Annotated in this window: 11 protein-coding genes; 6 read left to right on the top strand and 5 right to left on the bottom strand. The window is 69.0% G+C overall.

All coding sequences use genetic code 11. From position 1 onward, the window contains the following. The first annotated feature begins 123 nt into the window (after positions 1-123). The 5 genes from N8I71_RS02875 (at position 124) to N8I71_RS02855 (ending at position 5,275) form a co-directional block, all read left to right on the top strand. The gene (locus tag N8I71_RS02875) at positions 124-585 is read left to right on the top strand and encodes a peroxiredoxin (RefSeq protein ID WP_262876422.1); all 462 of its coding nucleotides are present in this window, start codon (positions 124-126) and stop codon (positions 583-585) included. A 114-nt stretch (positions 586-699) separates the two neighbouring features. Then, the gene (locus N8I71_RS02870; protein WP_262876421.1) at positions 700-1,533 is read left to right on the top strand and encodes a ferritin-like domain-containing protein; all 834 of its coding nucleotides are present in this window, start codon (positions 700-702) and stop codon (positions 1,531-1,533) included. A gap of 306 nt (positions 1,534-1,839) precedes the next feature. Then, positions 1,840-3,180, top strand: a complete 1,341-nt coding sequence (locus N8I71_RS02865) for a DUF5930 domain-containing protein (RefSeq protein WP_262876818.1) — start codon at positions 1,840-1,842, stop codon at positions 3,178-3,180. Continuing rightward, positions 3,170-3,760, top strand: a complete 591-nt coding sequence (locus N8I71_RS02860) for a bactofilin family protein (protein WP_262876420.1) — start codon at positions 3,170-3,172, stop codon at positions 3,758-3,760. Before N8I71_RS02865 ends, N8I71_RS02860 begins: the two co-directional genes overlap by 11 nt. Positions 3,761-3,766: 6 nt before the next feature. Further along, a complete protein-coding gene (locus N8I71_RS02855) occupies positions 3,767-5,275 on the top strand; it encodes an MFS transporter (RefSeq protein ID WP_262876419.1) in 1,509 nt (502 codons plus the stop codon). On the opposite strand, the gene N8I71_RS02850 is transcribed toward N8I71_RS02855, so the two are convergent. The 4 genes from N8I71_RS02850 to N8I71_RS02835 all read right to left on the bottom strand — a co-directional run bounded on the left by N8I71_RS02850 (position 5,245) and on the right by N8I71_RS02835 (position 11,409). After that, a complete protein-coding gene (locus tag N8I71_RS02850; protein WP_262876418.1) occupies positions 5,245-6,039 on the bottom strand; it encodes a DUF2189 domain-containing protein in 795 nt (264 codons plus the stop codon). The two genes, N8I71_RS02855 and N8I71_RS02850, sit on opposite strands and share 31 nt — an antisense overlap. Positions 6,040-6,102: 63 nt before the next feature. Then, a complete protein-coding gene (locus tag N8I71_RS02845) occupies positions 6,103-7,479 on the bottom strand; it encodes an amidase (protein WP_262876417.1) in 1,377 nt (458 codons plus the stop codon). A gap of 106 nt (positions 7,480-7,585) precedes the next feature. Then, complete coding sequence (gene prfB, locus N8I71_RS02840; protein WP_262876416.1) at positions 7,586-8,713, bottom strand: peptide chain release factor 2; 1,128 nt, start codon at positions 8,711-8,713, stop codon at positions 7,586-7,588. Positions 8,714-8,799: 86 nt separating this feature from the next. Continuing rightward, positions 8,800-11,409 (bottom strand): penicillin-binding protein 1A, encoded by a 2,610-nt coding sequence (locus tag N8I71_RS02835; RefSeq protein WP_262876415.1) that lies wholly within the window; start codon positions 11,407-11,409, stop codon positions 8,800-8,802. 182 nt (positions 11,410-11,591) lie between these two features. Between N8I71_RS02835 and N8I71_RS02830 the strand changes: the two genes are divergently transcribed. Then, entirely contained in the window at positions 11,592-12,236 is a 645-nt protein-coding gene (locus tag N8I71_RS02830; protein ID WP_262876414.1) for a class I SAM-dependent DNA methyltransferase, read from the top strand. 8 nt (positions 12,237-12,244) lie between these two features. On the opposite strand, the gene N8I71_RS02825 is transcribed toward N8I71_RS02830, so the two are convergent. Then, on the bottom strand, positions 12,245-13,471 hold the full coding sequence (locus tag N8I71_RS02825; RefSeq protein WP_262876413.1) for an N-acetylmuramoyl-L-alanine amidase: 1,227 nt from the start codon (positions 13,469-13,471) through the stop codon (positions 12,245-12,247). Between the last annotated feature and the right edge of the window lie 71 nt (positions 13,472-13,542).

Here is a 13,542-nt window from a genome sequence, read left to right as displayed (position 1 = left end):
CTGCCTCGGTCGTCATGTGGCGCGATCTTGCCCTTTATTCTCGCGCCAAACCGCCTAGCTTGCAAACCCGTCCGCGGCCCCGCCGACGGTCCTCATGCAAGCTCGAGCCAAGGAGACAGGTCCATGCCCCAGAACGGCGAAATGGCCCCCGATTTCACACTGCCCCGCGACGGCGGCGGCGAGATCACGCTTTCGGCGCTCAGGCCGAAGGCGGTCGTTGTCTACTTCTACCCAAAGGATGACACGTCGGGCTGCACCAAGGAGGCGATCGCCTTCACGGACCTCGCCGCCGAGTTCGAGGCCGCCGGCGCCACGGTCATCGGAATCTCCAAGGACAGCGTCGCCAAGCATGACAAGTTCATCGCCAAGCACGGGCTGGGCGTGATCCTCGCCTCCGACGAGGACAGCGATGTCTGCGAGCGCTACGACGTCTGGAAAGAAAAGAGCATGTACGGCAAGAAGTACATGGGGATCGAACGTTCGACCTTCCTTATCGACGGAACCGGCAAGATCGCCGGCGTCTGGGAGAAGGTGAAGGTTCCCGGCCATGCCGAGGAAGTGCTGGAGGCCGTTCGCGGCCTCTGATCTGCCGACGGCATGGCGGATCACGCGGGGGGCGCCACGCCCGAGGGCGCCCCCTTCGTTTTTACACACCATGCCGGTATGTTACGGCCCGGAAATGAAGTGGATACTCCCGCGATGATGCCCCTGGCGGAAATGGCCGATGCCGTGCTGCGCACCGCCGACGGGCGCGAGAAGACGGCGCTGTCCCGCCGGTTCGCGGCCGAATGGCAGGCGGCGCGCGAGGCGGGCGAAACGCCTCCGATCGGCCACGCCACGCCGCCCGACCGCCCGGCCCGGCCCGCCCGGCCCGAGCTTCTCGATCCGCGCGACGTGCCCCGCCGCCGCCCGGGCAGCGCACAGGGCCGGCGCGCGATCCTGCACGCCGTCGCTCATATCGAGCTGAACGCCGTGGACCTGCACTGGGACATCATCGCCCGGTTTTCCGGGGTTCCGATGCCTATCGGGTTCCACGACGACTGGGTTCGCGCCGCTGACGAGGAATCGAAGCATTTCAATCTTGTGTGCGACGTTCTTGAGGCGATGGATTGTCCCTATGGCACGCTTGCGGCCCATGCCGGCATGTGGCGCGCGGCCGAGGACACGGCCCACGACCTCATGGCGCGCCTCGCCGTTGTGCCCATGGTGCTGGAGGCGCGCGGCCTCGACGTGACCCCCGGCATGATCGACATCTTCCGCCGCGCCACCGACGAGCCCGCCGCGCCGCAGGCCGTCGCCGCGATGGAGGTGATCTATGCCGAAGAGGTGCACCACGTCGCCTATGGCGCGAAATGGTTCCACTTCCTGTGCGGCCGCGCCGATACCGATCCCAAGGATGCGTTCCATACGCTCGTCCGGCGCCATTTCCACGGCGCTCTCAAACCGCCCTTCAACGAGGAGAAGCGCGCGGAGGCCGGGTTGCCGCCGGACTTCTACTGGCCGCTTGCCGAGGACCGGAAGGCCGTTTCCTGAGGTGGCAAGGTGGCCCCCGGGCCGCCGCGATGGGCGGAAAGGTTCCTATCGCCCCCTCACGCTCGGCGAAAAATCGCTCAAAACCTGCACATACGGCTGTCAGGGCCGCCGCGACAGGGTAGTGTGTTGAGACGGCTCGCCTGCTGGCTTATCCCCGCTGCAGGCTTGATCGTGCCCGAAGCTGCAGGGGCTGGCCCGAAGGGTTCCCTGACGGGAACCGCACATACCAACCCGGTATGGGACCAGTCGGGCAGATGCGGCAGGGCAACGTAGAAAAAAGAAACTGGGGAACACGAGGCGTTGACAGTGACATCACGGCTGACGACCCGCATCCATGTGATGCTCGAGCGGCACCTGCCGGAACAACGGCTATTCCTGAAATCCGACGAGGGCACGCGGTTCATCCGTCTTCGCCCCGGCACGCAGGCGGCGCTCATCGGGGGGCTCGGCCTCTTCGTCGGCTGGACGATCATCGTCACATCCATTTTCCTCATCGACACGATTTCGGCCGGCAATGTCCGGGAGCAGGCACAGCGCGAGGAACTGCGGGTGCAGGACCGGCTGTCGGAGCTTGAGCTTGCGCTGAACTTGCGCGCGGCCGAGTCGCGCCAGGCGCAGGAGCGTTTCGCCCTTGCCATGGACCAGGTCTCGGAAATGCAGACGCGCCTTCTCGACAGCGAGGAGCGGCGCCGCGAACTGGAAACCGCGATCGACGTCATCCAGCTCGGCCTGCGCGACACCCGGCAGGCGCGCGATGCCGCGCGCACCGAACTCGCCGCGCTCCAGGCCGAACTGCAGGCCGAAACGGGCACCGTGCAGACCGCCGCTGCCCGTGAACGCGAGCTGGCCCGCACGCTCGCCTTCCTGACCGAGGCACTGGAGGACACCGCCGAAGAGCGTGACCTGAGCCTGACGCAGATGGCCGAGGCGCGGTCCGAGGTCGAGAACCTCCAGTTCGCCGCGGCGCTCTCCTCGGAACGGCAGGAACGCGTGTTCCGCCAGATCGAGGATGCGGTCTCCATGTCGATGGAACCGCTGGACGAGATGTTCCGCGCCGCGGGCCTCGCCACCGAACAGATCATCGGGCAGGTCCGCTCCACCTATTCCGGCCAGGGCGGCCCGCTCATGCCGATCACCATGTCCTCCCGTGGCGAGGAGCCCGACGCGATGTCGCTCCGCGCCAACGAGGTGCTGGCGGCGCTCGACGAGCTGAACCTCTACCGGATCGCCGCCGAGCAGCTTCCCTTCTCGATGCCCGTGCGATCCAACTTCCGCCTGACCTCGGGCTATGGCTATCGCCGCGATCCGATCAACGGCGGTCGGCGGCTTCACGCCGGCACCGACTTCGCCGGACCGCGCGGAACGCCGATCCATGCAGGCGGCGACGGAACCGTGATTTTCGCCGGCAGGCAAAGCGGTTACGGCCTCATGGTCGAGATCCAGCACCCCTTCGGAATCACCACCCGCTACGCCCATATGTCCCGCCTCCACGTCAGTGAGGGTGAAAGGGTCTCGCGCGGGGATCGCATCGGTGATATGGGCAACACTGGACGGTCCACGGGCACGCATCTTCACTACGAAGTGCGTCGCAACGGCGACCCCGTGAACCCGATGACCTTCATCACGGCAGGACGCGATGTTTTCTAAATCCAAGATCAACGAACCCGGCCCCAAGCAGGGCGGCGCCGAGGGCGACGCGCAGGGCTCCGGGTCCTCGGCATCGTCCGGCTCCACCAATCCGGGAGATTCCATGAACAAGCCTTCCCCCCAGAGCGGCAAATCGAAGCCCAGCCCTTCGGTGCTGAGTTCCGATCTGACCATCGTGGGCAACCTTCGCACCACCGGTGACATCCAGGTTGAGGGCACGATCCAGGGCGATATCCGCGCCCATCTCCTCACCGTCGGCGAAAGCGCCAACATCGAGGGTGAGATCGTTGCCGACGACATCGTCGTGACCGGCAAGGTCACGGGCCGCGTGCGCGGCCTCAAGGTGCGCCTGACATCGACGGCGCGCGTCGAGGGCGACATCATCCACAAGACCATCGCGATCGAGTCGGGCGCCCATTTCGAGGGCTCGGTTCAGCGCGCCGAAGATCCGCTCGCCGGCAACGAGAGCGGGGGCGCACGGTCGTCCTTCGCCAGCGGCCAGTCGCGCCCCGGTGCTCCCGGCATGGCGCGTCCCGTCGCGGCAGCCCCGATGGGGTCGGCCAAACCCGCCGAGGACTGAGCCGGAATGGCATCCGGACCCGGCCCTCGAGGGCCGGAACCAGAAAATGAAACGACGACGAAGCCGGGCCATCTGCCCGGCTTCTGTCGTGAAGGGGACCGGCGTTTCCTTCTGATCGCGGCGATCCTCGCCTCGGCGCTCGGCTTCATCGACGGCACGATCATCGCCATCGCCCTGCCCGCAATCCGCGCGGGGCTCGGTGCCTCGCTCGGTCAGGCGCTCTGGATCAACAACGCCTATCTCCTTCCGCTTTCGGCGCTGATCCTGCTGGGCGGCGCGCTCGGCGACCGCTTCGGCGTGGCGCGCGCCTTCGGGTCCGGGATCGCGGTCTTCATGGCCGCCTCGCTGCTCTGCGCCGTCGCGCCGACGGCCGAGACGATGATCGCCGGCCGGGTGCTCAAGGGCATCGGCGCGGCGCTCATGATCCCGGGAAGCCTTTCGCTCATCGCGCGCACCTACCCACGCGCGGACCGAGGCCGCGCGATCGGCGTCTGGGCCGCCGCCTCGGCGCTGACCACCGCCCTCGGTCCGATCCTCGGCGGCCTCGCCCTCGGCCTTGGCGGCCCCGAGACCTGGCGGCTTCTCTTCGCGATCAACCTCCCGCTCGGCGCCGTGGCCCTCTGGCTTCTGAGGCGAAACGTACGCCACGATCCGAAAGGGCCGCCCACCCCGCTCGACTGGCCCGGGGCCGCACTGATCACCGCCTGCCTCTTCAGCCTCGCCTACGGGCTCACCGGGCCGCAGGGCGTCACGGACCCCAGACCCTTCAGCGCCGCCGCACTCTTCCTCGCCTGGTTCGTCTGGCGCGAAGCGCGGACCGCCTATCCGATGGTGCCGCTCGGCCTTTTCTCGGACCGGGCCTTCGCCGCGGCGAATCTCGCGACGTTTCTCGTCTACTTCGCCCTCACGACGGTTCTGTTCTACCTGCCCATGACGCTCATCGCCGGATGGGGAACGTCCGAGGCATTGGCCTCGGCCGTCTTCGCACCGCTCTCCGTCTTCATCGCCACGCTTTCGGCGACGTCCGGGCGGCTGGCCGACCGCTACGGACCGGGCCGCCTGATCGGCGCGGGCGGCGCGCTGGTGGCGCTGGCCTTCGCGGGGCTGGCGCTCGGGATCGGCACCCGCAACCTCTGGACCGGCGTCCTGCCCGCGACCGCGCTGATGGGGCTCGGCATGGCGCTCGTGGTGGCTCCGCTCTCGACCGCCATCATGACGAGCCTGCCCGAGGATCGCTCCGGCACCGCTTCGGGCATCAACAACGCCGTCTCCCGGGTGGCCGGCCTGATTGCCGTGGCGTCGATGGGCAGCCTCGCCGCGGCGCTCTATTCCGCGGCGGGCGGCAGCGGAAGCTTCGGCGCGATCGCCGATGACCCCGCGCACGCCACGGCGATGACGCAGGCCTTCGCGGGCCTCGCCTGGACGACGGCCGCCCTGAGCGCGGCGGGGGCTGCGATCGGATGGCTCCTGATCCCGTCACCGCCTCAGTCGCGCGAGATCAGCGCACGGCGGTAGATGTGCCAGGTCGCGTGCCCCAGCACCGGCAGGACGACAAACAGGCCGAAAAGCCCCGGCAGCATCCCAAGGAAGGTCAGCCCCGCGATCGTCGCGCCCCAGGCCAGCATCACGCCGGGGTTCTTCCGCACCACCGCGATCGAGGTCAGCATCGCAGTCACGAAGTCCAGTTCCTTGTCGAGCAGGAGCGGCAGCGACACCACCGTCAGCGCGAAAAGAACGAAGGCGAAGACCGCGCCGAAGGCGGTGCCCACGAGCAGCATCGTCACGCCTTCGGGCTGGAACAGGTAGGAATAGGACGAGGTCACGTTGGTCAGGACCGATGGCCCCATGAACAGCGCGAAAAGCATATGCGCGAAGAAGGACCAGAAGAGGTAATAGACGATGATGACCCAGGACATGAGCGGCAATTGCCGCAGTCTCTGGCGCCAGATCACGCCAAAGATGTCGTTGCGCCGCCATTCCGCCTGCCCCGCCTCGAGGCGCCGCGACACCTCGTAGAGGCCCACCGCCAGGAACGGACCGATCAGCGGGAAGCCGAAGGTCAGCGGGATCGCCAGCCACTCCATGTGCCACAGAAACAGCATCAGGTAGATGAGCCAGCCGCCCATCACCGCCACGTTGGCGAAGAAAAGGCCCATCATGGGCTTTCGCCAGAAGTCGCTCAGCCCCCGCCTGAGGGCATGGCCGATGTCGCCCATCTGCATCTGGGCGATTTCGGGCACCCTCGATGGCGCCGCCTGCGGCCCGGTCGCGTCCGTCATCTCCCGCCTCCTCCCGCAGAAAGCGTAGCGGAGGGCCGGGTCACACGTAAAGCGAAAGGAACGTCAGAGTTGCAGCGCCCGCGGCCCGATCGCCTCGCCATAGGCACGCGCAAGCGCCAGGAGGCCTGCGTCCCCGCCCCGCCGCCCGATCATCTGAATGCCGCCCGGCAGGCCGTTTTCGCCCCATCCGGCGGGCATCCCGATCACGGGCAGTCCGGCGAGACTTGCGGGCACCACCACCTCCATCCAGCGGTGATAGGTGTCCATCGCCTGCCCCGCGATCTCGCGCGGCCAGTCCCACTCCACCGGGAAGGGCCAGAGCTGGGTCGAGGGCAGGACCAGCGCGTCGAAGCGGGCGAACAGCGCATCGAGCGCCGCCAGCCATTCCTCGCGGAGTGCGACGGCGCGCGCGAAGCCTTCGCCGGTCAGGGCGAACCCGCGCTCGCATTCATGGATCGCCTGCGGGTTCAACTGCGCCCGCCGCGCCGGATCGCGCCAATGCGGGGACAGTTCCTGCGCCATGATGAAGGCGCGCAGCTCCGTCCAGCTGTCCCACAAAAGCTCCCGGCTCACCGGCGGCGCAACGGGTTCCACCGCCCAGCCGAGGTCCGCCATCCGTGCAAGCGCCGCCTCGGCCAGGTCCATGATCCCCGGCTCCATCGGATAGGCGCCGCCCCAGTCGCCGAGCCAGCCGATCCGCGGCTGCCGCGGCATCTCTCCGATCCCGGCAAAGGCCCCGCCCGACAACGTGCCTAGGAACGCAGCAAGATCCTCCACGTTGCGGGCCATCGGCCCCGCCGTCGAGATGCGCGGCGAAAAGGCCGCGGCCGCGTCGTCGCGCGGGATCAGCCCCACCGTGGGCCGGAACCCGTAGACGTCGCACCAGGCCGCGGGGTTGCGAAGCGAGCCCATCATGTCCGACCCGTCCGCGACCCAGGCCATCCCGGTGGCGAGCGCGGCCCCCGCACCGCCCGAGGAGCCCCCCGCGGTCCGCGACGTGTCGGCGGGATTGCGGGTGACGCCGAAGACCCGGTTCGTGGAATGCCCGCCCAGTCCGAACATCGGCACGTTGGTCTTGCCGATGACGATGGCGCCCGCGGCCTTCATCCGCGCCACGATCCCGGCATCCGACTGCGCGACCTCTCCCGCGAGGAAGGGCGCGCCCGAACTCGTCGGCAGGCCCTTGGCGTCGGTCAGGTCCTTGACCGCGACGGGGATCCCATGAAGCCATCCGCGCGGCCCCTCGCCCCTGAGCGCCGTCTCCGCGAGACGCGCCTCGCCCATCAGCCGCTCGCGGTCGCGCAGGCTGACGATGGCGTTCACCGTCCCGTTCACCGCACCGATGCGCTCCAGAACCGCGCGCATCACCTCCACGGGCGACACGTCGCGCCGCGCGATCTGCGCCGAAAGCTCCCGCGCCCCAAGCCCGATCAGGTCCATCGAGATCTCCCCGTCCCGCCCTTCATCCTGGCAAAAAAACTCCCGCCGGAGGCCGCGTGCGGCCGAGCGGCTCCCGCAAGGGGGCCCGAGGCCGTGCGCATGCCCGTCAGGCCCCGGCGCGCGCGTCGGCGCGGCTCTTGCCGCTGGCGCTCATCGCCAGTGTCGCGGCCATCAGCCCGTCGAGGTCGCCGTCGAGAACGCCTTGCGTGTCCGAGGTCTCGTAGTTCGTGCGCAGGTCCTTCACCATCTGGTAGGGCTGCAGCACGTAGGACCGGATCTGGTTACCCCAACCCGCCTCGCCCTTGGCCTCGTGCGCCTCCTGGATCGAGGCGGTGCGCTTCTCCAGCTCCATCTGGTAGAGCCGCGATTTCAGCGCCTTCATGGCGATGTCGCGGTTCTGGTGCTGCGACTTCTCGGAACTGGTCACCACGATCCCGGTGGGCAGGTGCGTGATCCGCACCGCGGAGTCTGTCGTGTTGACGTGCTGCCCGCCCGCGCCGGACGAGCGGTAGGTGTCGATCCGGATATCCGCGGGGTTCACCTCGATCTCGATGTTGTCGTCCACGACCGGGTAGACCCAGACCGAAGAAAACGACGTGTGCCGCCGCGCGGCGCTGTCGTAGGGTGAGATGCGGACCAGCCGGTGCACGCCCGACTCCGACTTCAGCCAGCCATAGGCGTTGTGGCCGGTGATCTTGTAGACCGCCGACTTGATCCCCGCTTCCTCGCCGTAGCTGACCGACTGAAGCTCCACCTCGTAGCCGTGCTTCTCGGCCCAGCGGGTGTACATCCGCGCGAGCATGCCCGCCCAGTCGCAGCTTTCCGTGCCGCCCGCGCCCGCGTTGACCTCGAGGAAGGTGTCGTTGGCGTCCGCCTCGCCGTCGAGAAGGGCCTCGAGTTCCTTGGCCGCGGCCATCTTCACCAGATCCGCCAGCGCCGCCTCGGCCTCGGCCACCACTTCCTTGTCGCCTTCGGCTTCGCCAAGCTCGATCAGCTCGGCGTTGTCCTCCAGCCCCGACCTGATCGCGTCGTAGGTACCGATCTGGTCGACGAGGATCTGCCGGTCGCGCATGAGCTTCTGCGCCTTTTCCGGGTCGTTCCAGAGGTTCGGGTCCTCGACGCGGGCGTTGAATTCCTCAAGCCGGTGCTGCGCCGTCTCCAGCCCCATGCGCTGCCCCAGCAGCGCAAGCGACTTGCGGATCTTCTCGATATTGGCCTGCGTCTCTGCGCGCATCGTCCTGCCTCGTCTTTCGGTCCCGGACAGATAGCCAATCGCGGCCCGCCCCTCAAGGCGGACCGCATATCGTCATCGCCGGAATGTCAGTAGAGCCCGCCCGCGCTGAGCGTGCCGAAACCCGTGCCGGTAGGCACCCGCACGGCGCCGCCCGTCGATGTCGTGACCGTCGTTTCCTGCCGCTCCTCGGTGGCCGCGCCCGGCTGGATCGAGGCCGCGTCGACCTCGCCTTCGCCGCGCCCGAACATCGGCAGGTCCGAGCCCATGCCCCAGCCGCCGTCGATCACGGCCAGAAGCCCCTCGTAGGGCGCCTCGCCCTCGCGGAACAGCTCGTAGACCACGTGCTCGCCGGCGCTGCCCGGGGGCAGGCGCTGACCGGAATAGCGGTCGATCGGGTAGAACACGCCGCCCGGCGGCACCGTGAAGGGCGCGCCGCCGTATTCGCGCACCGCCTCGCGCATGAACTCGGCGAAGACCGGGCCGCACATGCCGCCGCCCGAGGCCCCGCGCCCGAGACTGCGCGGCTGGTCGTAGCCGATGTAGCAGCCGGCCACGATGGTCGAGGAGAAACCCACGAACCAGACGTCGCGCGCATCGTTCGTGGTGCCGGTCTTGCCGGCGAGCGCGGCGGGAATGCCGGCGGCGCCGACCGTGCCCGAGGCCGTGCCGCGCTGCACGACGCCCTGCATCATCGAGGTGATCTGGTAGGCGGTCACCGGGTCGATCACGCGCTCGCGGTTCGACACGATCCGCGGCCCGAGCCCGGCGTCGAGCGAGGCAAGCTCGCAATCGGGGCAGAACCGCTGGTCGTGGCGGTAGACGGTTCGTCCGTAGCGATCCTGGATACGGTCGACCAGCGTCGGCTCCACCCGCTCGCCGCCATTGGCGAACATCGCGTAGGCGGCGACCATCCGGTAGAGCGTGGTTTCCTGGGACCCCAGCGCGTTGGCGAGGAACGGCTGCATGTCGTCGTAGACGCCGAAGCGCTCGGCGTAGCGGGCGACGACATCCATGCCGACATCCTGCGCGAGGCGCACGGTCATGAGGTTCCGCGACCGCTCGATCCCAGTGCGCAGGGGAGCGGGTCCGTAGAACTGGTTGGAGGCGTTGGTCGGCCGCCACATCCCTTCCGGCGTCTGCACCTCGATCGGCGCGTCGATGACGATGGTGTTCGGCCCGTAGCCCGAATCGAGCGCCGCGGCATAGACGAGGGGCTTGAAGGACGACCCCGGCTGCCGCGTCGCCTGCGTGGCGCGGTTGAAGCTCGAATGCTGGTAGGAGAACCCGCCCTGCATGGCGATCACGCGGCCCGTGTTCACGTCCATCGCCATGAACCCGCCCTGCACCTCGGGGATCTGGCGCAGGGTCCAGCGCATGAAGGCGCCATCGCTGTCGCGCGTCATGGCGCGGACATGGACCACGTCGCCCACCGACAACAGATCGCCCGCCACCCGCGCCTGCGGGCCGGCATTGCCGTCCTCGTCCAAAGGGCGGGCCCAGGTCACGTCCTCGGCGGGGATGAAATGCCCGTCCTCGTCCTCGGGGATGTCCTCGATGCCGATGCGCGCGCTGCTGTCACCGACCGAAAGGACCACCGCGGCGTGCCAGCCGTCGATGTCGCGCGGGATCTCGGCGGCGGCCAGCGCGGCGCGCCATACCTCCTCCCCGCCCTCGAGCTCCGCCGGGTCGATCCGGTCGACCGGCCCGCGCCAGCGGCCCTGCGCACGATCGAAGCTTTCCAGCGCCCGGCGCAGCGCGCGCTGCGCCACGAGTTGCAGGTCCTCGTCCATCGAGGCGCGGACGGCATAGCCGCCGGTGAAGAAGTCGTCCTCGCCGTACTGGGCCGAAAGCTGGCGGCGGATCTCGTCGGTGAAGTAGTTCCGCGGCGGCTGGGCCGCGCGGTAGGGCTCGATATGCCCACCCTGCACCGTCTCGAGCGGCGCGGCGGTGGCGCGCTCCATCTCGGCCTGGGAGATATAGCCGTTCTCGTACATCTCGCGCAGCACGTAATTGCGCCGGTTCACCGCGCGCTCGTAGTCGCGGACAGGGTGAAAGTTCGAGGGCGCCTGCGGAAGCGCGGCCAGATAGGCCGCCTGCTCCAGCGTCAGGTCCTCGAGCGGCGCGTTGAAATAGGTCTGCGCCGCGGCCGCGACACCGTAGGAGTTCTGCCCGAGGAAGATCTCGTTGAGGTAGAGTTCGAGGATGCGCTCCTTCGAGAGGCTCCGCTCGATCCGGGCGGCGAGAATGATCTCGCGCACCTTCCGCTCGATCGTGCGCGAGCCGTCGAGAAGGAAGTTCTTCATCACCTGCTGGGTGATGGTCGAGGCACCGCGCACGTCCCGCCCGCGCGAGCGCACCGCCTCGACGAAGGCCGCGACGATGGCACGGGGGTCATAACCCTGGTGCTCCCAGAAATTGCGGTCCTCGGCCGAAATGAAGGCATCCGCGACGACATCGGGGATTTCAGCGGCTGCCACGAACATGCGGCGCTCGGTGGCGAACTCGTCCACGACGACGCCCTCGCGCGAATAGATGCGGCTGATCGTGGGGGGCGCGTAGTTCGACAGCGTTTCGTGGTCGGGCAGGTCATGGGAATAGAGGAACAGAAGCCCCCCGAGCCCCAGCGCCCCGAAGACGAGGCCAAGCGTCACCGCGCTGAACCCGGCGCCGAAAATCCCGAAAATGAAACGGAGCATTCAAGAAACCCTTCGCTGCCGATCCTGTGCCTGCATTCCGCCCGAACATGCGCGGCTGCCCCATGGCCCGATCTGACGCCGGGTCTTTGGCCTTATACGCCCTTCGGCACAACGGGTCAAAAGCTGCCGGTGGCACCCTGCAGCGGCTTTTCGCGCAATCGTGATGGATGCAGGATCGCAGGATGACAAATGCCGACGATTTACCCGACCGGCCAGGTCCCGAGGCGATCCTGCCGGCCTACGACCGCGAGGCCAGGGATTGGGCGCGGATGCGCGACCGGAGCCTCTGGGAGGCCCCCGCGCTTCGCGCCGCCGTTTCCGGGCGCGGGCCGGGTCTCGCCGTGCTCGACCTCGGCTGCGGCGCGGGCGAGCCGATCGCGGCGTGGTTCGCGGCACGCGGCGACCGCGTGACCGGGGTCGACGGGGCGGCGGCGATGATCGCGGAGTTCCGGGCGCGTGTGCCCGGGGCCGAGGCGATCCATGCCGACATGCGCGGGCTCGCCCTTGGCCGGCGTTTCGACGTGATCCTCGCCTTCAACTCGTTCTTTCACCTCGCGCCGCAGGATCAGCGCGCGATGTTCGCGGTTTTCGCCGCACACGCCGCGCCGGGCGCGACACTCCTGTTCACGTCGGGATCCGAGGCGGACGAACGCTGGGGCCGGGTCGCCGGATCGGTGGTCTACCACGCCTCGCTCGATCCCGGCGAATACCGCGAATTGCTGGCGCGTCACGGCTTCGACCTTGTGTGGTTCCGCCCCGAAGATACGCGCCTTTCGGGACACAGCGTGTGGCTTGCCCGCGCCAAGGGCCCGAACGTCCGGCCTTGAACCGGCGGCTACTGGCGCAGGAGGTCCGCGCGCAACGCGTCCGTCTCGGCCCAGTCGAGGATGCCCGCCACGAGGGCTGCCTGCATCGACACCCGCCAGTCGGGGTCCAGGATGTTCTCGAGGTCGCCCGCGTCCGACATAAAGCCGATCTCGAGCAGCACCGAGGGAATGTCGGCGGCCCGCAGCACCGTGAAACCCGCCTCCATCCTGGGCCGGGAATGGAGCCTCAGGTTGCCCGCGGCGATCGCCTCCACCAGCCCTTCGGCCAGGGCATCCGCGCGCGGGACCGTCTCGGCGCGGGCGAGGTCCATCAGCACGCCCGCCACGACGTCGTCGCTCAGGGACAGGTCGATGCCCTGGAGGATATCGGCGCGGTCATGCTGTTCGGCGAGCGCGGCGGAGGCCGCGTCGGACGCGGTCTCGGCCAGCGTATAGACCGTGGCGCCCTGTGCCCTGCCCTCGGCCAGCGCGTCGGCATGGATCGAGATCAGCGCATCGGCCCCGGCGGCGCGGGCGAGCGTCACGCGGGTCGGCAGCGGCACGAAGACATCGGCCTCGCGCGTCAGGACCACCTCGGCCCGGCCCGTCCGGCGCAACGCCTCGGCCAGTTCCCGGGCGAAGGTCAGCACGAGGTCGGCCTCGGTGTGATCGCCCCGGACCGCACCGGGATCGACGCCGCCATGGCCGGGGTCGAGCACCACGACGAGCCGGCCGTCCTGCCGCCCCGCGGCGGCGGGCTGCGACGGCGCGATCCCCGCCGCGAGACCCGGTGGCATGCCCGAGCGGGCAAGGAAGGCCGCGTCTCCGGCTGGCTCCAGCGACAGGCGCACGCGCGCCGCACCGGTCGCCCGGTCCGTTTCCATCGCCGCGATGCGCGGCAGCATCGGCGCCTCGAGCGTCAGGATCATGCGCGACCAGCCCGGATCATAGGCCGCCCCCGCCTCGACCGAGGCCAGGCCCGGAACCTCGCCGAACCCCTGCGGCAGGCCGTCCCAAAGAACCTCGCGGAAATCGAGCACCACGCGCCAGGGATCGGCGAGCGTGAAGACGCGGAAAGGCACCGGCTGGCTGAGGCCGAGGGTCAGATCGACACCGCCCCCTTCATCGGCCGCCATGATGACGCGGGTTTCCTCGGTGACCACGCGGGCCAGCGCGCCGAAACCCTGCGCGGCAAGCGGCAAGGCGGACAGGCACGCCACGAGGGCGAAAAGGATCGTCTGGACTGCTCGGCGCACGGGCTCGTGACCCCATGTCTGTCGGTTGCGCCATGTCTAGCAGATCGGCGGGCGGGACCCAAGCGTGTTGG

The organism is Roseicyclus sediminis (assembly GCF_025515305.1).
Lineage (GTDB): Bacteria > Pseudomonadota > Alphaproteobacteria > Rhodobacterales > Rhodobacteraceae > Roseibacterium > Roseibacterium sediminis.
The sequence above is the reverse complement of the archived record's forward strand: the minus strand, read 5'-3'. Positions and strand labels throughout refer to the sequence as shown.

Coding starts and splice junctions, on each gene's coding strand:
- N8I71_RS02875 (WP_262876422.1), top strand. CDS start 124: ATGCCCCAGAACGGCGAAATGGCCCCCGATTTCACACTGCCCCGCGAC.
- N8I71_RS02870 (WP_262876421.1), top strand. CDS start 700: ATGATGCCCCTGGCGGAAATGGCCGATGCCGTGCTGCGCACCGCCGAC.
- N8I71_RS02860 (WP_262876420.1), top strand. CDS start 3,170: ATGTTTTCTAAATCCAAGATCAACGAACCCGGCCCCAAGCAGGGCGGC.
- N8I71_RS02855 (WP_262876419.1), top strand. CDS start 3,767: ATGGCATCCGGACCCGGCCCTCGAGGGCCGGAACCAGAAAATGAAACG.
- N8I71_RS02850 (WP_262876418.1), bottom strand. CDS start 6,039: ATGACGGACGCGACCGGGCCGCAGGCGGCGCCATCGAGGGTGCCCGAA.
- N8I71_RS02845 (WP_262876417.1), bottom strand. CDS start 7,479: ATGGACCTGATCGGGCTTGGGGCGCGGGAGCTTTCGGCGCAGATCGCG.
- prfB (WP_262876416.1), bottom strand. CDS start 8,713: ATGCGCGCAGAGACGCAGGCCAATATCGAGAAGATCCGCAAGTCGCTT.
- N8I71_RS02835 (WP_262876415.1), bottom strand. CDS start 11,409: ATGCTCCGTTTCATTTTCGGGATTTTCGGCGCCGGGTTCAGCGCGGTG.
- N8I71_RS02830 (WP_262876414.1), top strand. CDS start 11,592: ATGACAAATGCCGACGATTTACCCGACCGGCCAGGTCCCGAGGCGATC.